Below are 22,006 nucleotides of genomic sequence, written 5' to 3' on the forward strand. Positions count from 1 at the left end.
TCCCCTTCGCCTCACCGGAGTGCTGCCATGAATAATAACAACACAACATACATCGAAACACGTTCTATTGAACCCATCCCTGACGGTGAACGCCACGGTAGCATTTTTAGCCAGTTCACCCTGTGGCTGGGGGCTAACCTGCAAATCACCGCTATGGTCACTGGCGCATTAACTATTGTATTCGGCGGGGATGTTTTCTGGTCGCTGGCCGGTCTTATGCTGGGGCAGATTGCCGGTGGGATTGTGATGGCATTGCATGCCGCGCAAGGGCCGCAGCTGGGGATACCACAGATGATCAGCAGCCGGGTACAGTTCGGCGTCTACGGCGCCTGCCTGCCGATTCTGCTGGTCTGCCTGATGTACCTTGGCTTTATCGCCACCGGGGCGGTGCTGTCCGGCCAGGCGATCTCAGCGGTTTTCCATACTACGGAAACCAGCGGCATTCTGCTTTTTGCTGCCGCCACGCTGGTTATCGCCTATGTCGGCTATCGTTTGATCCACCTGTTGGGTAAGCTGGCGAGCCTGGTGGGGATTATCGCGTTTATCTACCTGCTGTGGAAAATCAGTTCCTTTCCGGCTATTGGCAACCTGCTGAGTATCCGACCCTTTAGCTGGAGTACGTTTTTAACCGCCACCGGCCTTGCGGCTTCCTGGCAGATCACCTTTGGCCCCTATGTTGCCGATTATTCCCGCTATCTGCCGCGCAGCACCTCTCCCGGGAAGGTCTTTTTCGCCGTCGGGAGCGGTTCGGTGATTGGCGCGCAAATCGCCATGACCGTCGGGGTGCTGGCTGCCGCTCTCTCTCAGGGAAAACTGGTCGGTCATGAGGTGGACTATATCGTCGGCCTGGGCGGCACCGGCGCGATTGCCACGCTGTTATATCTGAGCATCGCGTTTGGTAAACTGACGATCAATACCCTGAATGCCTACGGCAGCCTGATGTGCCTGGCGACGGTGTACAGCTGCGGGAAGCAGCGAGTGCGCGTAAGCCAGTCGGTACGTCTGCTGGTGCTGGCGATGATTATTACCCTGGCGACCGCTATCGCGATTATCGGGCAACACTCTTTCCTGTCGGCTTTTAAATCCTTCCTGTTGTTCCTGTTGACTTTCTTTACACCGTGGAGCGCGATTAACCTGGTGGATTACTATTTCTTCAACCATCAGGCGATAGACATGGAGGCGCTGAACGATCCGAACGGGAAATATCGGGCGTGGAATGTGACGGGGCTCGGGGTTTATCTCGTCGGAGTGGCGGTACAGACGCCGTTTATTGATAGTGGATTCTATTCCGGCCCATTCGTGAAGATGCTGGGCGGTATCGATATCTCCTGGCTCATTGGGCTGGCGCTTCCGGCGGGGCTCTACTATGTCCTGCGCAAAGCGCAGTCCGCAGCGGCGGCTGGCGCCGCCATCAGTCGTTAAAGGAGAGCGCCATGTATACCCTTTGGCACCACTGCCGGATCGCCACCATGGCCGCAGGGCATTATCAGTTGCTTGACGATGGCGCGATGCTGACCGACGGCGCAGTGCTGTTATGGGTCGGGAACCGGGCAGAATTGCCGGACTTACCCGTTGCGCAGCGGATGGATTTGCAGGGCAGGGTGGTCACGCCGGGACTGGTGGATTGTCATAGCCACGCGGTGTTTGGCGGCGACCGGGCCCGGGAATTTGAAATGCGTCTCAACGGGGCGAGCTATGCGGAGATCGCGGCTGGCGGCGGCGGGATCGCCAGTACAGTCAACGCCACGCGACAGGCCAGCGAAAGCCAGTTGCTGGAGAGCGCGCGGCAGCGTATCCGGGAGCTGTGCCGGGACGGCGTAACGGCGCTGGAGATCAAATCCGGCTACGGCCTGGATCTGGCTAACGAACGTAAAATGCTGCGGGTGATCCGCCGTTTAGGCGACATATTGCCGCTGACCGTGCGCAGTACCTGCCTGGCGGCCCATGCGGTGCCCGTCGAGTATCAGGAGCGGGCGGATGCCTGGATTGACTATATTTGCGAACGACTACTGCCGGAACTGCATCAGGAAGGGCTGGTGGATGCGGTGGATGCGTTCTGCGAACACCTGGCATTTTCGCCCTCTCAAGTGGAGCGGGTCTTTCAGAAGGCCCGGGAACTGGGGCTGCCAGTGAAGCTCCATGCTGAACAGCTAACGCTACAGCATGGGGCGGCGTTGGCCGCTCGCTACCATGCGCTGTCGGCGGATCATCTGGAATATTTGTGCGAGGAAGATATCGCCGCAATGGCACGCCATGGGACGATGGCGGTGCTGCTGCCGGGCGCCTATTACTTCCTGCGTGAGAAACTGCTACCGCCGCTGGATCTGCTGCGTCAGTACCGGGTGCCGATTGCCCTCGCCAGCGATTTAAATCCCGGCACCTCGCCGGTGTTGTCCCTGCGTCTGATGATGAATATGGCCTGTACGCTATTCCGCATGACGCCGGAAGAGGCGTTGGCTGGCGTGACGCTTAACGGCGCGAAGGCGCTGGGGCTGGATACAGTTTGCGGTTCTCTGGAAGCCGGAAAAGAGGCCAGCTTCGTGGCGTGGGATATCGCTCATCCGGCGGAGCTAAGCTACTGGCTGGGAGGCTCCCTTTCGAAACAGGTGATTTATCAAGGTAAGGAGGTTTATTGTGATTAAGGCGTTTGATTTGCAGCAGGGGAACCTGCCGCTTCTGGTCAGTATGCCCCACCCGGGAACGTTATTAACCCCCGAAGTCGCCCAGGGGCTCACGCCAAGGGCGAAGCGTCTGGAAGATACCGACTGGCATATTCCCTTGCTCTATCAGACCATCGCGGACATGGGGGCCAGCACGTTATGCGCCCGCTATTCCCGCTATGTGGTGGATATCAATCGCCCGGCGGATGATAAACCGCTTTACAGCACGGCGACAACCGGGCTGTTTACCGATATCTTTTTTGACGGCGAAGCCCTGTTCGTGCCGGGCGGTGCGCCTGACGCGGCGGCGAAGGACGCGATCCTAAAACAGGTCTGGCAGCCTTATCACCAGGCGCTTGCCGCTGAACTGGCACGCCTGCGTGAGAAATTTGGCTATGCGCTGTTGTGGGATGCGCACTCGATCAAATCCGTGGTGCCGCGCTTGTTTGAAGGGCGCCTGCCGGATCTGAACTTTGGTACGGCGGACGGCGCCAGCTGTTCGACGCAGCTCAGCCAGGCGCTGCTGGCAAGCTGCAATGCGTTCCCGCAGTATAGCCGGATACTCAATGGCCGCTTTAAAGGCGGATATATCACCCGTCACTATGGCGATCCCGCCAACCATATTCATGCTGTTCAGCTAGAAATGGCCCAGTGCTGCTATATGGATGAGGAGAGCTTTGCTTATCTTCCGGAGAAAGGGCAGCAGGCGCAACAACTGCTGGAGAGGTTGATTAATACTGCGTTGCAGTGGGGACGAGAGCAGTACGGCGAGCCCGGAGTGTGAACTCGTATATTGAAAAGCTGAAAACACAGGCACCCGAAAAGTCTGTAAACAGCCGAAGGCGATAAGAAAGGTCAAATAAAGCGACACGCCTTACCGCCTGCCTGGCTTCTTCTGAAGAGAGGGGGAATGCGGGCCGTTAGCGGAACCCCCTTATATCTCCGTCTTTCTGAACTGCCCCCTTCCTTGCGGAAAGGGGCTTTTCACAATACCAGGACTGAGCGGGATTCATGAACCGTCTTCTGCAGGACGTGAGGCGGTCCCGCTTGCTTTCCTCATCGCCTGGCTGTACTGCCAGGTGGAAACCAGACAGACCAGTAAAACCGGTATCATCATCAGACCCAGCAGCTTCCAGCCCAGCAAGGCCAGCATCACGCCCGCTCCGGATGTGGCTATCGCAGAGAAAACAAAGCGGCTGGTTTCGGCCAGGCCCTGTGCTTTTTTTCGCTCATTATCACGGTAGGACAGACTGAGCAGCGTCGAGCCGCCAACAAACATAAAGTTCCATCCGACCCCGACCAGAAGCAGACTTAAGCTGTATGCCAGCATCGTTTCCCCGGTCAGGTTTATCACGACAGCGGATATGTTGAGCGCAATCCCCGCGTACAGCAGAACGGTGAGCCCCAGTTTTCGTATCAGGAGGCCGGTAAACAGTGAAGGGACATACATCCCCAGCAGATGCAGCTGAATGACCAGTGCACCATCATTCATCGAGTGGTGGTGCGTAACGGAGAGGGGGGCCGCCGTCATCAGAAAAAGCATAACGAAGGAGCCAATAACCAGGTGAAACCAGGCCGTACGATAATCTGGACGTTTCATTAATTCCCGACTGGTTGGCGATACTCCCGGGATCGCCCGGGTGTCCGGGGAGGGGACGTCTCTTTTTGAACGATCGAGGAACAGAGCCAGGTTAAGCGCGGACAGAATCCCCAGTCCCGCCACAACGAGATAAACACCGGCAAAGCGAGGGAGACCGGGGATATCCCGTGCAACAATCGTCAGCAACGGCCCCAGGATAGCGGCCACAACGCCGCCAATCATGACCAGGGAGATTGACTGCCCCTTCACTTCCGGTGGGGAGTGATCGGCAGCAACCAGTCGATAGTACTGGCTGAAAGCCTGATAGACACCTACGAGAAAGCAGCCGGTACAAAAAAGTAAAAAACTGCCGTTCTGCACAGCGAGAAAAGACAAAAATCCGCCCGCGGTACCGCATAAAGAGCCCAGAATAAACGCGAGTTTTTCGTTTCCCCGACCAATCATGCCGGCCGCAAACAGACTCGAGAACGCGCCGGCGACTGTGATGAGTGCAAATGGAACCGTCGCCAGTTGAGCAGACGGCGCCAGCTGATAGCCCACCAGGGTGGCAATAGTCAGATCAACAGACACGGCACAGGTAAAAAACAGATTACTGACCGCTAGTATCACAGGGATCCTGCCAGGTATATATCGCATGGTCTCCTCCTACAGGAATTCCCCCAGGCCCGGTAATAAAGCGTCATATTTCGCGCTTACCCATTTCTGAATTATTTCGTCAGGGACAATATGGTTTTCTTTTGACGGAATGTGTTCAGGGAGAGTCTGCAATATGCCAAAGGTTGAAACCGTTTCATCAGTATAATATTCGTCATGACTGGCCGTAAAATGACTTAATACCGATTCCATATTTATTACCTCTCCATTGTGTGAAAAAGAGATAAAGCAAGAATGGTGCCATTTAAAAAAGGATTTAGCCCGCTTTTTCCGGGGTTCTTGCACCGACGGGGAGCAAATGTATCAGCCCTGGTGCAATAAATGTAATTGCATAGAGATATTGTTAAAACTAAACCAGATAAATTATCTTGCGCTGCTTTTTTGACATTTAAAAAAGAAGGGGGCGCAGGAGTTCGCTGATTCAGCTACCGATCTTCTCGTCTAAAGGTTTGAATGGTTTTATGGCGGCCACGGGGGACTCCTGTCTGTTATGAAATTGAACTGGGGCGATCGATGTGTTTGCACTCAAGTGAGCATCGATTGCTGGGCGAAGATACCCGCCATCGCGCCTTGCCATGTTGCCGTAGTGACCGAGGGCATTCCCGGGTTGGCGAGGTCGCCAGCGGCGTAGATGCCTGGCTTGCTGGTTTCGCGGCGCTCATTGGTCTTGAGTACGAGGCCGGTTGGCGTATCAACCGTGGCGAGACCCAGGGACTTATGCAAACTTGCGGATGGCCTGGTACGGGGATGTGCGAAGAGGATATCGACCGCGACAGCGGGGCCGTTATCGAGTCGGACGGTGGACTTATGGCCTTCATTACCGAAAATTTCCACGATCTTGCCTTCAACGACGGCTTTGTTTCGGCGGACGAGGTCGGTTTGGATTTCGGGTGCGATGTCGTGACCATCGGTAAAGACCGTCAACCTGTCGGTCCAGTCATGGAAGAGCCTGACCTGATTGTGCGACTGCGGGCCAGACCAGATGAGGCCCCAATGCTGGTCGGCGACTTCAAAGCCGTCGCAGTAGGGGCAAGGTATGATGGACGTCCCCCAGCCTTCAGCAAAGCCAGGAATATCAGGCATCTGGTCAGTGATGCCATAGCTCAGGATCAGGCGGCGCGCCCTCAGGCTTTCGTTATCGTCAGTGACGACGCAGAAATCGTCGATAGTGCCGGATACGCTTTCGGCTCGCGCATTGACCAGCCTGATCGTTGGATAGCGCTCCAGCTGCTGGCGAGCCTCGACCAGGATGTCCAGCGGCGGCTTGTGGTCGTGGCCGAGCACACCATGCGAATAGCCGGCAAAGCGATTGCGTGGCCGATCAGTGTCGAGGACCGTGACTTTGCGACGGGCGCGTCCAAGCTGCAGGGCGGCGGCAAGGCCGGCAAAGCTGCCGCCGATGATGATAACGTCATTCATGGTGATGGGCTCCGTGTTTTGGATGCGGGAAGATGGTTGGGTGTGGCGCGCCTTGCATATTTGTGATACTTGTTGGTATCCTAATTATGGAATTAGGATACTGTCAAGGACTATATTTCGTGACCCATAAAAACAGCCAGACCAGGCGGGGCCGGCCCGTCAACGAGGCGCTTGGCCAAACCATCGTTGACGCCGCGTCCGAACTCTTTTTGGAATTGGGATTTCAGGCGACGACCCTGGATAAGGTCGCCCAGCGAGCGAAGATATCCAAGCTCAGCATATATCGGCACTTCGAGAATAAAGAGGCGCTGTTCAGTGCGGCCATCGTGGCCGGCTGCAGTCAGTCGTTTGCACCGCAGGTCCTTCTGGAAGGCGTTGAGGGTTCGGTCGAAGAGCAGCTGATGGCGGTGGGGTCATTACTGCTTCGCACGCTGTTGAGATCGGACGTTCGCGGCGTCGAAGCCATGGTTATGGCCGATAAGAAGAATCAGGCGTCGTTAAGCAAGCTCCATTACGAAGCCGGCCCTGCTCATGTCATCACCCAGGTCGAGGCTTTTTTGCGCCAGCTGCACGCAAAGGCGCTTCTGAACGTGCCCGATCCTCACCAGTCCGCTCGTTTGTTTGCCGCGCTTTTCAAAGGCTCCGACCTTCTGATGATCGCGCGCTTTGATGAGGCCAGAGCAGAGGACGACGACGAAATCGAAGCTTATTGTCGCTCGGCCGTCGCCATGTTCATCGCCGCGCACGGTGGCACTCCGGGGGCGCTATCGCGGCCGTGATCTTGCCTGGTATTCCAGCTTGCGTTCTGGTCGCAATGTGACGCCTACGTCATCTTTCTCATCAATGGCCGGGTGGGGCGTGGGAGAGAAGGGGGGAACCAAAGAATGTTGAATAAGCTATTGATATAAATGCGAAAATTTTTTAAGGCTGAAGATGGAAAAAGCGTATGCATGCCAAAAGACACTTCATATCGAAGCTAATGTGTTTTTAAAACTCATCGTGGGGGTTTCTATCCTGAACTGTGTATGGCAGTTGTGATGCTCTATCTCAGCGATAAGAACAGTGAGTTTGACTGTGTCGACCTCAGGGTAAAAGCAACCCCGGTGTAACCCCAGAGAGGATTTAAGGATAGTGGTTTATGTAACTATTTGATTTAACTGGTGCGATAATAGGAGTCGAACCTACGACCTTCGCAGACTCTAATGAATTATCTACAAAGCCTAGCTAACCGATTGATTAAACTTAGTTAATTAGACTTTTCACCAGCAACAAAAGGTATATATCAACCCTGAAACTGCCCCGACAAAATATCAGGGGTTTACATGACTTACAAGCGTGACAGATATCTGATTCTCGACCATTGCGGGGTTTACATGGTGCGAATCGTTATACCGTCCTACATGAAGCCTTACTTCAACGGTAAGCGCTACTACATGAAATCCACAGCCACCAAAGATATCAGGCAAGCAAGGCTTTTCAGGGATGCTGTAGCGGTAGAGTTCATCAAGCTAAGGGAACAGCTTAAGCCAAAACAAAACGGCTCAAAGGTTGAGCAGATAATCAATGAACTACGTGGTATCAGCAACTTTGCAAAGGAATCACCAGTGAATTACGGGGCTAATATCGAGCGCTGTCCTACACTAATACATATACGTGACCTTTATTTGCTGCAATATAGCGATAAACGCAAACTAACAACGCTATCAAAGATAACTAAAGCCGTTGAGTTAATTCTTTCTCACATTAAAAAGCGTGATTCACAGCTTCAGGATATTAACAGAACGGTAGTAACCGGATGGCTTGACCAACTGAAAAAAGAGAAAGCAACTCAAACGCTACAAAACTATATAAGCGCACTGGCTCAACTATTCGATTTTGCAAAGAATCGTTATCACGATGCACCTAAAGATAATCCTTTCAGAGGGCACAGGTTAGAGGCCAAAGGTTCACATGATAGTTATGAACCTTTCCTTATTTCTGAGTTAAGCAAGGTCTTTGAGTTACTCAATGATGAGATGAAACAGGTAACCTTAATCGGCCTTTATTCAGGAATGAGATTGAATGAAATTTGTAGCCTCACCACTGATGATATTGTGACAGAGGAAAACGTAAGGTGTTTACGCATCTCAAAAGGCAAAACAAAGAATGCAGCCCGATTAGTCCCCGTTCACCCTTCAATTAACGGGCTTATTGACAAGTTGATTCAAAATCATACGGATAAGTTTCTTTTCAGACACGCAGCGTTAACAGACAGGGCTGATGGTAAGCGCTCTGCATGGCATACACAGCAATTCACCAGAGCAAAGCGAAAGGCTTTAGGCGAGAAGGAAACAGAGAGGAAAGTCTTTCACTCATTGCGTGGTATGTTCATCACCGAACTTGACCGCCTCAAAGTGCCTGAAGACCGGATAGCGCTTCTTGTAGGCCATGAAAGGGGGAGTACAGAGTCTTTCAAGACTTACAGTCAAGGGGCTTCACTTAAAGAGCTTGCTCAGTACGTGGAACAGGTCAATTTTGACAGTATAGCTTGACGGCTTTACGTTTTCATATTTCAAAAGTGCATAAACAGTCGATTAGTGATTGATTATCCTGGTTTTTGTCACAGTGAAGCGCAAATATTAATTAAGCGTATTGTTAAAGAGATTCGAATCAACACGGCTGGAAAGAAATGTGATGTCTTATTACACAACGGACTGAAATTATTAAATTTTCCACTCGATAAAGTAGTTGACGGTGCTCGATGGCTGGAGATTTTACCGCTGATTGATGGTGATGAATTCGATTTTGAAGGGTTCTCGACTAAGCCGCGACACATAGCCTTAGAAGAGGCTCCAGAGTGGGTGAAAGAGATGGAAGAGCAACCTAATCAGCCGCTGTGAAAAGTTTGCTTACAGAGTATGCTGAAGAGGTAAAATGATGATGCGAAATTACTTCTGAGGGGTGGAAAAATGGCTTCTGCTGTAACGGAATTACAATCTTTGGCTGAAAATGTTGAGACAGACATACTCACTCTTTTTCTCAAAGCAAAGAGTATTGCTATGAGCATGGAGGATAATGATTTTTTAGAATGGTTGAATTGTGAAATAAACGGCTACCAAGTAACAGGAACCATACCAGATTATCGTGTTGGGGTCGGGAAAATTAGTGCGTGGGATGTAGAGCTAAAAAGAACACTTGATTTCGACTTTGGAAAAGCGACACCAGAGCAAATTAATGTTTTTTCGACTTACAAGATTGCTAACCCCATCTCCACGATTATAGAGTTAGCTGAAGAGCGTGTGGAGTGGCAACTCATGATGCCATTGGAATTAAAAAATATTTTACTTAAAGAGCGGGGGAAAGGTATTGAGCTTTACTGGGATATTCACATTGGTAAAATTCAAGGAATACTCTTTGCTGTTCGAAACAAGATTCACGACTGGGCAACTCTTGTTATAACCAAAAGTGGGGCGCAAGATGTTACCATGCTTGCTAATGATAAGGTGGTTTCAGTTATGACTGTTAACAATATTAATAACTTTAACGGCAACGTGCATAATGCTGGTGCTATTGGTGCTGGCAATACCGGAGATATTCACCAACAGAACAGTATTACTTCAGGTGATTTTAACTCCCTTGCGCGTCAGCTAAAAGAGCAGGGGCTTGATGATGCTGATGTCAAAGAGTTGGAGCAGCTTGTTAAACAGACTGCTAAACCGACTTCAAAAGATGAGGTTGAAAAGGGCTTTGGGTCTTGGATTGGTAAGATTACGGGAAAGGCTTTCACTGGAGGGCTTAAAATCGCTGGTGCAGCCGCTCCTGCTTTACTAACTAATGCGCTTTGCCACTACTTTAACATTCCTGTCTGACATCAGGTTAAGGCCGCTATTATCTGACGGCCTTTCTTTTTCATTCATGAAAAGTGCATGGTTATACATTAATAACTCATGGATGCTGATTAATTTGAATGATTATTCATTTATTTAACAGTAATTAACAGCTCTCTTACACTCCATGTTTTCTTCTCAGAAGGCTTGCCAGCGCTGACCTCAAGCCATTTTTCTGTTCTGTGGTGATTACAGTGAACTTACTGGTAATTTACACACTGTTTCCAGTCTGGTTAAGGTATACCTCAAGAGGCACCGATTTACTGAACCAGTTCACCCCAAAAATGATTTATTGAACCATACAAAACAGACTGATATAATTGAACCATCTTAAACAGACTGCTACGGTTCACTATCATGACTTCACGTGTTTATGCGTACCTCAGAGCTTCAACGAAAGAGCAAGACGCCTCACGCGCTAAACAGCAGCTTGATGAATTCGCTCAATCCAACGGCATGACCATAGCCACCTACTTCACGGAAAATGAATCCGGTGCATCTCTTCAACGCCCTGAACTGTTCAGACTACTAGACATTGCACAGAAAGGTGATGTGATGCTTGTGGAACAGGTAGACCGCCTGTCACGTTTAAGCGGTGAAGACTGGAACAAGTTACGGTCACTGATTAATGAGAAAGGTGTGAGGGTGGTTGCCTTAGACCTGCCAACAAGCCACCAGCTTATTCAGTCAGGGGATGAATTCACCAGCAGAATGCTGGAAGCATTGAACGGAATGATGTTGGACATGTTAGCGGCCATTGCCAGAAAGGATTACACAGACCGTAAGAGAAGACAGGCTCAGGGCATTGTAAAGGCCAAATCAGACGGTAAGTACAAAGGCCGTCCAGAGGACACACAGCGCAATGAGAGAATAGCCAGGCTGTTACAGGCTGGTATGTCCTACACTGACGTAATGGACACGGTGAATTGCTCAAGGGCAACGGTGGCAAAGGTCAGTAAGAGCCTCAAAGAATTAGCTTAATTTAACTGGTGAAGAGTCACGCCCTGCTTTGTGCGGGGCTTTCTGATTGATTTCATTGTAGATATGTTGAGAAATTGCTTGTTAACCGCTACTTTCTCAGGTTCGCCTTCTAAGCAGGTATTCATCTGCTCATCAAATCTTCCAGACCTTCACAGATATGTTCCAGTAATCAATGAAGGCCGAAAATAACGAGTGACACCCTGATTTTACGGAAAAATTTTCATCAGTAATTTTCTGGCCTCATCTCTTAAATCATCGTTCACACGATTAGACGCAATAATTAGCCTTAATGCTTCTTCACTTGCCCCTGCGGAAATGATTGCTCTCGCTTTACTGGTGCGGCTCCCACAGCTTTTTTCTGTGTATCCTTCCTGAGTATGCAGCAGTTCAATGAGGTCAGCACGTGAAATGGTTGTGTTGGCAAACTTGCTGTAATACGTCACAAAGCACCCCATACCAATAGCTTTAAGGTAGGTGTGTAATTTTTCGTCATCCATTGAGAGGCCCTTAGGAGAATATCTGAGGGAATTGTAACCCTCTGAAAGTCATCTTAACCAGTGGGTAAACTGAGATGAAAGGTTTGATGTCTGGATCCGGCTTATGCTTACCGTTATCCCTGTACCATTGTTTCTGGCATTCAACACAAGCCATGCAGCTTGAATAATGTTCACTAGCACCATGTCTCTTGCAGATGTGAACAAAGAAACGCTGACCGCGTGCTCTGGCAATCTTTGCCGCAGCAGTTTTTCGGATGGTGAAGTCTTCGTTTCCGGTAAGAAACAAAAATCGGTTTGATGTCTGTACAGTAGGTTTCATTCTTCCAGTCTCCGGTGTGGAAAATCATTCAGCCCACCAGCGATTAACGCTTGATGGGAAGGAACCCTTTTCACCGTGATGGATTGCCTATGGCTTAACAGATGGGAAAGTCTGAAAAGTTGCAATTCACAATATTGCTGTAGGGTGAGGTGACTCAACAATTTGGGGTTGTTTAGTATTCACTCTTATTGTGAATGTCTGCCATTTGATAAATCTCTTTAGATATGGCTGGACTAGTTGAACTCTCAAGCTATCCCGACTCAACGGGGGCTTAAGCAACGACACCAGATATTCCCACAACTCAAAGAGAACTCATCTCTAACAGGTTGATTATTATATCAAACGCAATGGTTTGATGCAATTGTAACCTGAGCTATTTTAGCGCTCTCTGAGGGCTTATGATGGGCCTTGAGGGGAGAATGTATGGTTGATATTGGGAACGCTTCAGAATGGCATACAGGGGTTCTGATAGGCTATCTGAATAGATGACAAGGCGAAAGCAAGAAGCATGACAACGCGAAGCCATGCGAATGTTGAAAGGATAATTCCTTGATTGGTGATTCCACATCTTAACAGTAATCTTTAAAGGTATTGATTAAGTATCTTTGAAGAGATAATAAGATTTTAATGGCTTTTGGCGTAAGCCATTTTCTTATTGTAGTATTCAATTAGTGATAATCAGAAACTTTAAAGGTCTTAATGCATTATATCAATCGTAAAAAATCCGTCAATAGCAAAAAGTGCTAAATATGTATTTCTGCAATCCCATCCCTCCCGCCAATAATAACCATTCATCAATTACTGCAATAACAAAATACTACTGGACAAAAACACAGTTTCGTATGATAATAATACAGTAATGCTCATTTATCAAAATCGGTCAACAGGGTCTTAGATAGATGAGAATAGCTGGAAGGTCACTTTCTCAGGTTTTATCATGGGGGGGGCTTTCCTGTTTCAGGGGTATTAACATGAATGAAAAAAAGAAAGAAATACTTTACTGTCGTAGCTGAAAAGGCACATCGGTTCTACATGCAATATAAGGGTCTTTCCGAATTAACAGGAATTACATCCCCCACCGATTACACCCCGCCTCGTATGATGACTAAAACCAGACGGTATGAAATCATTAAGGCTATTTGTCAGAAAACTGAAACCCCTTGACATAATTTAACAAAATGTTAACATTTATGTATTGGATTGATTTCCTAACAAATTAATGGCTTTCCTGTGGCATCCCTTCCTCGGGGACAGGTTAGCCAACCCCTTACACATTCCAGATGACACTACACGGGTTACGTAAAAGACGGCCTGTGTGGTGTATTTTTGTATCTGAATTTCACGAGAGCGTTAATAATGAATAGTCCTACACAGAAACGAATTGAAATCGAATCACATTTCATCCCCAAAATTAAAGCTGCACTGGAAAATATCGAAGATGCAAAGGATATTTACAACGCAGACAGCCTGAATAAAGATACTCTTATTGCTATCAAGACTAAGCAGCTAATGTCTCAGCCAGTCGAAGATTATGGATTCAGAATCCGACAGGTTACACACCCAGCGATGGTACAGACCATTATTCAGAACATGATGAATGAGAATTACGTTGTGTATGAGATGGGCGCTGGATTTATCAAGTTTGTACCATTACAGCAGTCACCAAAAAATAACCCGCTTGCTGAGATTGAAAAGGCATGTAAGAAAGCCGCTGAGAAATTTGTTGATGCAGGAATCACTGAGAAAGCGAATAAGGTAAATAAGGCTACCCATGCTCACAACGTATTGGTGAAACAGGCTGAAGAAGCGTTATCGGGAATTAAACCGCTTGAATCGTATCTATCTGTGATTGTCGCTGATGAGGTGGGTAATGACTAACAAAGTCACTGAGGCCGCTTACAAGGCTCAGATTGCCACTTTACAGGCTCAGTTAATGCAACGTCATACAGTGACTGCCATCGACGCTGTACAGCCTTTCTGTGAAGCTATAGGTATCAATCCCGCTGATTACGTTAAGGCCACCAGCGCTATGAGTAACCAGCATAAAGCGTTCTGTGACGGGATTTTGAAAGCGGCTTCTTCAAAGGTCACCCGCTTGCAGCGTGATGCAACTGTACGAATCCTCGAAGCACAGACAAAACGAAACAAAGCCATAACAGCAGCCTCAGAAGCGGTTGAAGTTGCTCAGTCGATGGGAGGGCTGTAAATGAATCAACTCTTCAATGAATATGGTCAGAAAGTAAGTTGTAATCTTCTGATGACGCTGCATCCATCGCTTATCACAAAGCTGGAAAAGCTTTCTGAACAGATTGGTCAAGGTGTGGTATCAGAAGACCAGCGTTTAACACTGGCAATCGGTGAGATGCTCAGGAGGCTTGAATGACGCTTTATCCGTGTAATCCTCTGAAGTCTCAAGGGGATGCAATTCCGTTAACTCAAAATCTCGCCCTGAATATTCCTGTCCCAATGCTACAGAAGCTGGACAGAGTAGGCTATGAACTCGCGGGACGTTACAAATTGGGCGGATTATCAGAGCAGCGCGTGAGATTGCTGGCATTGGCTCACCTGATTGAATCGGCATGAGTGATTTAAAGACAATAGCAGCCATTTAGCGCCGTGATGGGACACCATAACAAGCGCCTTATGCGCATCTTTCAGTTAACCGTTCTCTTATCGAGTACCGTTCGTTTATGGCACGGTGAACACCACGAGAGAGCCAGCCCCTTTCCCGGACTGGTTAGGATTCCCATCATTTGCTCGTTTATCCGTGGCGTGTCATCACGACAGGCTGTTACGGGACACCGCGCTAAGTGTGGAACGGTTAAAAGTGTTGGGATTGATTAGAGACGCTGGCAACGTCATAGGCTTCGAGTTGAGCTTGTACCTGTTCGAGCTGTACAACTACAGGCCGTTACAGTTAACATTCCCAATTGCCATATCAACCATAACGGCAGTTATGAGGGATGATTTACCGATTCTTATAGATGAATAAAAGACAGATTTTTAAGTCTAACTCATTGATTTATAAGGATTTTATCGTGTGAGTGCCGATAATAGGAGTCGAACCTACGACCTTCGCATTACGAATGCGCTGCTCTACCAACTGAGCTATATCGGCCCTGCAAGATGTGCTGACGAGCGTAAGCACGGGATAGAAGGTTAAAACTAAGTGGGTGATGCGTCAATGCCCTTGCGAATCAAACGGCTACTTTTGCATCACCCAATTAGCATTAAGCACGAATGGTATCGTCGCCGAAACCAATCCACTTATAGGTCGTCAGGGCTTCCAGGCCCATCGGGCCGCGCGCGTGCAGCTTCTGGGTGCTGACCGCCACTTCCGCGCCGAGGCCAAACTGGCCGCCGTCGGTAAAGCGGGTAGAGGCGTTGACGTACACCGCCGAGGAATCCACCTCGTTGATAAAGCGGTTGGCGTTGCCCAGGGTGCGCGTCAGGATGGCGTCAGAATGCTGGGTGCCGTGCTCGCGAATATGCGCTACCGCTTCATCCTGATCGGCCACCACCTTCACGTTCAGATCCAGCGACAGATACTCATTGTCATACTGCTCCGCTTTCACCGGCTCTACGCTGGCCGGGCCGTTTTGCAGCGCGGGCAGGGAGGCCGCATCGGCGTGCAGGCTAACGCCGCTTTCCGCCATCTGCTTGCTCAGCGCGGGCAGGAAGCGTTCGGCGATATCCTGATGCACCAGCAGCGTTTCGACCGAGTTACAGGCACTCGGGCGCTGCACTTTGGCGTTAACGATAACCTTCAGCGCTTCGGCAACGTCGGCGGAGTGGTCGATATAAATATGGCAGACGCCGATACCGCCGGTGATCACCGGGATCGTCGACTGCTCGCGGCACAGCTTATGCAAACCTGCGCCGCCGCGCGGGATCAGCATATCGATATACTTATCCATCTTCAGCATCTCGCCGACCAGCGCGCGATCCGGGCTCTCAATCGCCTGCACGGTGGCTGCCGGTAAGCCGCACTCCTGCAGCGCCTGCTGAATCACTTTCACCGTGGCGGCGTTGGTGCGCCAGGTCTCTTTACCGCCGCGCAGAATCGCCGCGTTGCCGGTTTTCAGGCACAAAGAGGCGACGTCGACGGTCACGTTCGGACGGGCTTCATAAATTACGCCCACCACGCCCAGCGGCACGCGGCGACGCTCAATGCGCAGGCCGCTGTCCAGCAGACCGCCGTCGATTACCTGACCGACCGGGTCCGCCAGGCTGCAGACCTGACGAACATCGTTAGCAATTCCGCTCAGGCGCGCCGGGTTGAGCTCCAGGCGGTCAAGCAGCGCCTCGCTCAAACCGTTGGCGCGCGCTTCCGCCAGATCCTCAGCGTTAGCCCGCAGGATCGCGTCGGTCTGCGCTTCAAGATAGTCGGCAATCTTTTCCAGCACCCGGTTCTTTTCGCGGCTGGAAAGCTGCGCGAGTTTGTACGAGGCCGCTTTGGCAGCAATGCCCATTTGTTCCAGCATTTTCAGCTCCTTAACGGATAATCATGTCGTCACGGTGGACGGCGACCGGGCCGTATTCATAGCCCAGAATGGCATCGATCTGCTGCGAGTGCTGCCCGGCGATGCGGCGCAGCGCATCGCTGTTATAGCGGCTGACGCCGTGGGCAATATCGCGGCCTTCAAGGCTGCGAATGCGGATCACTTCACCGCGCGAGAAGTTGCCGGTGATGGTTTTAATTCCTTTCGGCAGCAGGGAGCTGCCGCGTTCGAGAATTGCCTGGGTCGCGCCGGCGTCCACGGTAATTTCGCCCGCCGGCGGCGCGCCGAAAATCCAGCGCTTACGGTTTTCCAGCGGCGATTCCTGGGCGTGGAAGCGAGTCCCGACGGAGATGCCCTCCATCACGTCGCCAATCACCCCCGGACGGCTACCGGCGGCGATGATGGTATCGATGCCCGCGCGGCAGGCGACGTCGGCGGCCTGCAGCTTGGTGCCCATACCGCCGGTACCTAAACCGGACACGCTATCGCCCGCGACGGCGCGCAGGGCGTCATCGATGCCGTAAACGTCTTTAATCAGCTCGGCCTGCGGGTTGTTGCGCGGGTCGGCGGTGAACAGGCCCTGCTGATCGGTCAGCAGCAGCAGTTTATCGGCGCCGGCCAGGATTGCCGCCAGCGCCGAAAGATTATCGTTATCGCCGACTTTAATTTCAGCGGTCGCCACGGCGTCATTTTCATTAATGACCGGCACGATATTGTTATCCAGCAGCGCGCGCAGGGTATCGCGGGCGTTGAGAAAACGCTCGCGGTCTTCCATATCGGCGCGGGTCAGCAGCATCTGGCCGACGTGAATACCATAAATAGAAAACAGCTGTTCCCACAGCTGGATAAGACGGCTCTGGCCGACCGCCGCCAGCAGCTGTTTCGACGCAATGGTCGCGGGCAGTTCCGGGTAGCCGAGGTGCTCACGTCCGGCAGCGATCGCCCCGGAGGTGACTATCACAATTCGATGACCCATCGCGTGCAGCTGCGCGCACTGGCGCACTAATTCAACGATATGGGCGCGGTTCAGGCGGCGGGATCCGCCCGTTAAAACACTGGTGCCCAGTTTTACCACCAGCGTCTGGCTATCACTCATGATTCTCTGCCGTTCAAAAAGGAGTTTCGATATCGAGTTGATGTTGTAACAGGAGTCAGCCCGCTTGCCAACACCTGGCGTGGTGGACGAACCACTTCATTGCGCGGATCGGGCATTCTGGCGGGGAAGTGTGACACATTCATGACGGAAATAATTTAATACCCTTTTTTAGAAAAAGTTCCATATTGTCATAAATTTTTAATATTAGAGCGTTAAAAAACCTGCAGTTTTTGACGGGGCTTCTGCCCGGAATTGATTAGCGCGTATAAATAAATTACCAGGACTGAATAATGAAAAAGAGCTCACTGGCATTAATGATGATGGGTCTTATTGCTTCTTCGGCTACGCAGGCGGCAGAAGTTTATAATAAAAACGGCAATAAACTGGACGTCTACGGCAAAGTCAAAGCGATGCACTATATGAGCGACTATGACAGCAAAGATGGCGACCAGACCTACGTTCGTTTCGGCATCAAAGGCGAAACGCAGATTAACGACGATCTGACCGGCTACGGCCGCTGGGAATCGGAGTTCTCCGGCAACAAAACTGAAAGCGACTCTTCGCAGAAAACGCGTCTGGCGTTCGCCGGCGTGAAAGTCAAAAACTACGGTTCATTTGACTATGGTCGTAACCTCGGCGCGCTGTACGACGTCGAAGCCTGGACCGATATGTTCCCGGAATTCGGCGGCGACTCTTCCGCGCAGACCGATAACTTTATGACCAAACGCGCCAGCGGCCTGGCAACCTACCGCAATACCGACTTCTTCGGCGTGGTGGATGGCCTGGACCTGACCCTGCAATATCAGGGTAAAAACGAAGGCCGTGAAGCCAAGAAACAGAACGGCGACGGCTTCGGTACCGCCTTAAGCTACGACTTCGGCGGCAGCGACTTCGCCGTCAGCGCGGCCTACACCAGCTCCGATCGCACGAACGATCAGAACCTGCTGGCCCGCGGCACGGGTAAAAAAGCGGAAGCCTGGGCGACCGGACTGAAATATGACGCCAACAATATCTACCTGGCGACCATGTACTCCGAAACCCGCAAAATGACGCCAATCAGCGGCGGTTTTGCCAATAAAGCGCAGAACTTTGAAGCCGTGGCGCAGTACCAGTTCGATTTCGGCCTGCGTCCGTCCCTGGGCTACGTGCTGTCAAAAGGCAAGGATATTGAGGGCGTGGGGAGCGAAGACCTGGTCAACTACATTGACGTTGGCGTGACCTATTACTTCAACAAAAACATGAACGCCTTTGTGGATTACAAAATCAACCAGCTGAAGAGCGATAATAAGCTCGGGATCAACGATGACGATATCGTCGCTGTCGGTATGACCTACCAGTTCTAAGCCGTCGCCGGTAAAAAACAATAAAGCCGCCGTGGTGACAGGGCGGCTTTATTCTTGCTGATTAACGGTTTTTCGCCAGATGCAGATTATCGTTATTCATCGTGATCTGCGCGTTATATTCCTTCGGCAGGCGGCGCGCCTGATAAAATACCGATTGCCAGTACGGATTATCCAGCGAAGAGCGCATCACGCCCTGGCTGGTGGAGGCATGAAGGAAATTACGGTCGGTATCATAGAAGCCGACGTGCATGCCGCCTTTAATGCGGAAGAAAACCAAATCTCCCGGCCGCAGCTGCCGCGGGCTCACGCGTTCTCCCATATGCAGCAGTTCGCGGGTGGTGATGCGCTCCATCGGCAGGTTGAAGCGATCTTTGAGCGTACGCCAGACAAACCCGGAGCAGTCGACCCCGCTTTGCTCCGTCCCGCCCCACTCGTAGGGCGTTCCCTCCCAGGTATGCATCTGATCGTGCAGCGCGGCGATCACCGGGATCAGATCGTCAGAACCTCCGTCGATGGTCGCGTGGCTACTCTGGGCGGCGGTTTTATGCGGTTTCGATGAGGATGAACATCCTGCCAAAAGCAAAAAAGGAACAAATAATAGCGCGTGAGAGAGTCTGGGCTTCATATCATTGTTTTTCGTCACTGAAAACGGGCCGTGATATTTTATAGCCGATTCGCTACGGCCTCAGAATGACCAAAAGCAAAATTTACGAAACCTTACGTAAATAATATAGGTCGGATACGCGGTGAACATCGGCGGTCTTTATTTTCGCCGGGAGCGCCTCATTTTCCATTAATAAATTTTTTCTCTGTGAAACAATATTTCACAAATATCCATATGTCGCGCGTCTGTTCCGCTTCAGCGCAAGGTGAAAGATCCTCATCATCCCGCCATTGCGCCGCCAGGCTGCCCTCCAGTACTTTTGTACCCTAAAAGAGAGAGTGGGGCGGGCTAATGCATCTGGATTTTCGCCAACTGCGCAACTTTGTCGCGTTAGTTGAATACGGCAGTTTTAATCGCGCGGCGGAGGCGGTGTGCCTGTCGCAGTCGGCGTTCAGCCGCAGCATTCAGGCGCTGGAGCAGAGCGTCGGCCATCCGTTATTCGATCGCCAGAGCAAGCTACCGACGCTCACCCTTCACGGGCAAAAGCTGCTGCCCTACGCCCGCCGCTTTCAGGAGCTGAACGTGGAGCTCAGCAGCCAGCTGCGCGAAGCGGACGATGCGCAAAACGGCGAGGTTGCTTTTGGCTGCGGGCCAGCCCCTGCCGCAAGGCTGATTCCGGCCGCCGTCGGCGAGTTTCATCGCCTTTTGCCGCAGGCGAGGGTGCGCTTTCAGATTGATAACTGGCTGGCGCTGCATCAGGCGCTGACCTCTCAGCTCTACCCTTTTGTGGTTGCCGACAGCTGGCAGGCCGAGCTCGACCCGCAGCTGCGCGTGCAGCCGCTCAGCCCGCAGCGCTGCTTTTTCGTCTGCCATGCCGATCATCCGCTGGCCAAACAGGGGCCGGTCTCTATCCAGGCGATGCTGCGCTACCCCTTTGCCGCCCCCTATCTGCCGCCGGGCGTGCGCAAGGTGCTGGCGACCCTCAGCCAGCAGCAGGACTTTACCCCGGCGATTCAGTGCGATCATATCTACGCGCTGCTTGCCACCCTCGCGCAGACCAACGCGATTAGCTTCGCCAGCGAGGACGGCTTCGCGCTATGCCAGCACAGCCATCGGCTGGTTAAGCTGGAGCTCAGCGATCTGCCTGAGGAGTGGCGGCTGATGCAGACCCGGTTTGCCATTATCTCTCCGGTTCACGCGGCCCAGCCGCCGCTGGTGGAGAAGCTGATTGAGATTATCCTTCATACCGATCGTCAGCATCAGCTTCAGCTGCTGGCGCAGGAGGAGAGGAGTTAACCGGCGTTTTTCGCCTGGCCTTTGGCATCGTACTGCGGCCAGCGGTTTTCCAGCCCCTGGGCTTTCAGCGCCTGCTCGACAAACTGGCCGTCTACCCACTGGCTGACGTCAAAAGCGCTGCGGATTAGCCGCCCGGATTTAGCCTGTTCGACGCTATTGCTAAAGCTGTCGGTCAGGAACGGATCGATACGCGGCGAGGTGGTAAAGTTCAGATCCTGCGGCTGCAGCTCTTCGAGAAACAGCGCCTGCGGGATCTGGCTCTGCTGCGCCATCTCGGCGGACCAGGCGTCGCGATTGGCCGGGTCGCTGATTTCCGCGGCGTTCTTCACCAGCACGTTAACGATCTGCTGGGTCGCCTGCGGCCAGGCGTCAATAAACGCCTGCGTGCCGAGGAACCCCGCCTGAGTCGTGTTCTGGCGGCCGGAGTCACCGCTTTTGACGACCACATCAATCTTATCGCCGCGCAGCGCCAGCAGCGAAACGCCGCCCCACACCGCATCGACGCGACCGGCCGCCAGCGCCGCTTTGCCGGCGTTCCAGTCAAGGTTGATCGTCTGCAAACTGCGCTCATTGAGGCCGACGGTTTGCAGCGCCCGGTCAAAGGCCAGCTGGTCAGCCGTGCCGCGATATACCGCGACCCGTTTGCCTTTCAGATCGGCCAGCGTTTTAATCCCTGAGGCTTTGGTTACCGCGAGCCAGGATTCCGAGCCGCGGCTGCCCAGCAGCAGGCGCGTCGGCAGCCCGTTGGCTTTACCGATGATCGCCGCCAGATCGCCGAGGTAGACAAAATCCAGCTGGCGGTTGGCTAAGGCTTCATTTACCGCCGGGCCCGCGCCTTTGAAAAACTGCCACTGCACTTCCACACCCTGCGGTTTAAACGCCTCTTCCAGCTGATGGCGGATAAACGCCATGCCGACCGGCCCCTCAATAAACGGCTTGCTGCCCGCGCTTTGGTCCGGTACGCCGATGCGAATGGTACGCAGCGCTTCGGCCTGCGCGCTGGCCGCCAGGCCGATAACCGCCACCAGCGCCAGCACGGTGCGGCTAAAAAATGCTTTCATCATAACGTGTTGCTCTCCTGAGTTTTTTCTCACCCTAAAGAGCCAACGGGCTGCGTGTTAAATGCTTTTATTCGCCAAGCTTGGGTGAAAAAAAGCTAAATCAAACGC

Annotated in this window: 22 protein-coding genes and 1 tRNA gene; 14 read left to right on the forward strand and 9 right to left on the reverse strand. The window is 51.9% G+C overall.

Going from position 1 to position 22,006, the window contains the following annotated elements; translation table 11 throughout:
• Positions 1 to 27 precede the first annotated feature (27 nt).
• Genes F8562_RS19275 through hutG form a run of 3 tightly spaced genes read left to right on the forward strand, consistent with a single transcriptional unit; the run spans position 28 to position 3,444 of the window.
• On the forward strand, positions 28 to 1,422 hold the full coding sequence (locus F8562_RS19275; RefSeq protein WP_014837509.1) for a purine-cytosine permease family protein: 1,395 nt from the start codon (positions 28 to 30) through the stop codon (positions 1,420 to 1,422).
• Positions 1,423 to 1,433: 11 nt separating this feature from the next.
• Positions 1,434 to 2,642, forward strand: a complete 1,209-nt coding sequence (hutI, locus tag F8562_RS19280) for an imidazolonepropionase (protein ID WP_014837510.1) — start codon at positions 1,434 to 1,436, stop codon at positions 2,640 to 2,642.
• Positions 2,635 to 3,444, forward strand: a complete 810-nt coding sequence (hutG, locus tag F8562_RS19285) for an N-formylglutamate deformylase (protein ID WP_014837511.1) — start codon at positions 2,635 to 2,637, stop codon at positions 3,442 to 3,444. The genes hutI and hutG overlap by 8 nt, the downstream gene beginning before the upstream one ends.
• Before the next feature lie 225 nt (positions 3,445 to 3,669).
• Here the strand turns inward: hutG and F8562_RS19290 are convergent, their stop codons facing one another.
• From F8562_RS19290 to F8562_RS19300, 3 genes are all read right to left on the reverse strand, one after another.
• Positions 3,670 to 4,896, reverse strand: a complete 1,227-nt coding sequence (locus F8562_RS19290; RefSeq protein ID WP_089046420.1) for an MFS transporter — start codon at positions 4,894 to 4,896, stop codon at positions 3,670 to 3,672.
• Positions 4,897 to 4,905: 9 nt separating this feature from the next.
• On the reverse strand, positions 4,906 to 5,106 hold the full coding sequence (locus F8562_RS19295; RefSeq protein WP_014228073.1) for a hypothetical protein: 201 nt from the start codon (positions 5,104 to 5,106) through the stop codon (positions 4,906 to 4,908).
• A 333-nt stretch (positions 5,107 to 5,439) separates the two neighbouring features.
• Positions 5,440 to 6,333 carry an NAD(P)/FAD-dependent oxidoreductase gene (locus F8562_RS19300; RefSeq protein WP_071886310.1) on the reverse strand — a complete coding sequence of 298 codons (894 nt, stop codon included), beginning with the start codon at positions 6,331 to 6,333 and terminating at the stop codon, positions 5,440 to 5,442.
• Positions 6,334 to 6,452: 119 nt separating this feature from the next.
• On the opposite strand from F8562_RS19300, the gene F8562_RS19305 reads away from it, so the two are divergent.
• The 5 genes from F8562_RS19305 to F8562_RS19325 all read left to right on the forward strand — a co-directional run bounded on the left by F8562_RS19305 (position 6,453) and on the right by F8562_RS19325 (position 11,180).
• Positions 6,453 to 7,112: a TetR/AcrR family transcriptional regulator gene (locus tag F8562_RS19305; protein WP_014837513.1), complete on the forward strand. Its 660-nt coding sequence runs from the start codon at positions 6,453 to 6,455 to the stop codon at positions 7,110 to 7,112.
• A gap of 543 nt (positions 7,113 to 7,655) precedes the next feature.
• The gene (locus tag F8562_RS19310) at positions 7,656 to 8,864 is read left to right on the forward strand and encodes a tyrosine-type recombinase/integrase (protein ID WP_094909186.1); all 1,209 of its coding nucleotides are present in this window, start codon (positions 7,656 to 7,658) and stop codon (positions 8,862 to 8,864) included.
• Between the two features lie 45 nt (positions 8,865 to 8,909).
• Complete coding sequence (locus tag F8562_RS19315; protein WP_226789538.1) at positions 8,910 to 9,212, forward strand: hypothetical protein; 303 nt, start codon at positions 8,910 to 8,912, stop codon at positions 9,210 to 9,212.
• A gap of 69 nt (positions 9,213 to 9,281) precedes the next feature.
• Positions 9,282 to 10,181 carry a hypothetical protein gene (locus tag F8562_RS19320; protein ID WP_094909187.1) on the forward strand — a complete coding sequence of 300 codons (900 nt, stop codon included), beginning with the start codon at positions 9,282 to 9,284 and terminating at the stop codon, positions 10,179 to 10,181.
• A 375-nt stretch (positions 10,182 to 10,556) separates the two neighbouring features.
• Positions 10,557 to 11,180: a recombinase family protein gene (locus F8562_RS19325; protein ID WP_094909188.1), complete on the forward strand. Its 624-nt coding sequence runs from the start codon at positions 10,557 to 10,559 to the stop codon at positions 11,178 to 11,180.
• 206 nt (positions 11,181 to 11,386) lie between these two features.
• Here the strand turns inward: F8562_RS19325 and F8562_RS19330 are convergent, their stop codons facing one another.
• Entirely contained in the window at positions 11,387 to 11,677 is a 291-nt protein-coding gene (locus tag F8562_RS19330) for a hypothetical protein (protein WP_032453058.1), read from the reverse strand.
• 1,675 nt (positions 11,678 to 13,352) lie between these two features.
• On the opposite strand from F8562_RS19330, the gene F8562_RS19345 reads away from it, so the two are divergent.
• Genes F8562_RS19345 through F8562_RS19355 form a run of 4 tightly spaced genes read left to right on the forward strand, consistent with a single transcriptional unit; the run spans position 13,353 to position 14,579 of the window.
• Positions 13,353 to 13,874 carry a hypothetical protein gene (locus tag F8562_RS19345; RefSeq protein ID WP_094909244.1) on the forward strand — a complete coding sequence of 174 codons (522 nt, stop codon included), beginning with the start codon at positions 13,353 to 13,355 and terminating at the stop codon, positions 13,872 to 13,874.
• Positions 13,867 to 14,202, forward strand: coding sequence for a hypothetical protein (locus F8562_RS19350; protein WP_094909189.1), 336 nt, complete (start codon positions 13,867 to 13,869; stop codon positions 14,200 to 14,202). Before F8562_RS19345 ends, F8562_RS19350 begins: the two co-directional genes overlap by 8 nt.
• On the forward strand, positions 14,203 to 14,379 hold the full coding sequence (locus F8562_RS29345; protein ID WP_012967825.1) for a hypothetical protein: 177 nt from the start codon (positions 14,203 to 14,205) through the stop codon (positions 14,377 to 14,379).
• Positions 14,376 to 14,579: a hypothetical protein gene (locus tag F8562_RS19355; RefSeq protein ID WP_012542743.1), complete on the forward strand. Its 204-nt coding sequence runs from the start codon at positions 14,376 to 14,378 to the stop codon at positions 14,577 to 14,579. Before F8562_RS29345 ends, F8562_RS19355 begins: the two co-directional genes overlap by 4 nt.
• A gap of 462 nt (positions 14,580 to 15,041) precedes the next feature.
• Here the strand turns inward: F8562_RS19355 and F8562_RS19360 are convergent.
• The 3 genes from F8562_RS19360 to proB form a co-directional block, all read right to left on the reverse strand.
• Positions 15,042 to 15,114: transfer RNA gene (locus F8562_RS19360), tRNA-Thr, on the reverse strand.
• Between the two features lie 112 nt (positions 15,115 to 15,226).
• Positions 15,227 to 16,480 carry a glutamate-5-semialdehyde dehydrogenase gene (proA, locus tag F8562_RS19365; protein ID WP_014837524.1) on the reverse strand — a complete coding sequence of 418 codons (1,254 nt, stop codon included), beginning with the start codon at positions 16,478 to 16,480 and terminating at the stop codon, positions 15,227 to 15,229.
• A gap of 10 nt (positions 16,481 to 16,490) precedes the next feature.
• Complete coding sequence (gene proB / locus F8562_RS19370; protein ID WP_004848066.1) at positions 16,491 to 17,594, reverse strand: glutamate 5-kinase; 1,104 nt, start codon at positions 17,592 to 17,594, stop codon at positions 16,491 to 16,493.
• Positions 17,595 to 17,884: 290 nt separating this feature from the next.
• Between proB and phoE the strand changes: the two genes are divergently transcribed.
• A complete protein-coding gene (gene phoE, locus F8562_RS19375; protein WP_004129421.1) occupies positions 17,885 to 18,937 on the forward strand; it encodes a phosphoporin PhoE in 1,053 nt (350 codons plus the stop codon).
• Between the two features lie 61 nt (positions 18,938 to 18,998).
• Here phoE and F8562_RS19380 read toward each other — a convergent pair whose 3' ends face one another.
• A complete protein-coding gene (locus F8562_RS19380; RefSeq protein WP_025107227.1) occupies positions 18,999 to 19,562 on the reverse strand; it encodes a C40 family peptidase in 564 nt (187 codons plus the stop codon).
• 330 nt (positions 19,563 to 19,892) lie between these two features.
• On the opposite strand from F8562_RS19380, the gene F8562_RS19385 reads away from it, so the two are divergent.
• Positions 19,893 to 20,837, forward strand: coding sequence for a LysR family transcriptional regulator (locus F8562_RS19385; protein ID WP_014837526.1), 945 nt, complete (start codon positions 19,893 to 19,895; stop codon positions 20,835 to 20,837).
• Here F8562_RS19385 and F8562_RS19390 read toward each other — a convergent pair.
• Positions 20,834 to 21,901 (reverse strand): ABC transporter substrate-binding protein, encoded by a 1,068-nt coding sequence (locus tag F8562_RS19390; protein WP_014837527.1) that lies wholly within the window; start codon positions 21,899 to 21,901, stop codon positions 20,834 to 20,836. The genes F8562_RS19385 and F8562_RS19390 overlap by 4 nt on opposite strands.
• Positions 21,902 to 22,006 lie beyond the last annotated feature (105 nt).

It is taken from the genome of Klebsiella sp. RCJ4, assembly GCF_009025755.1.
Lineage (GTDB): Bacteria > Pseudomonadota > Gammaproteobacteria > Enterobacterales > Enterobacteriaceae > Klebsiella > Klebsiella michiganensis.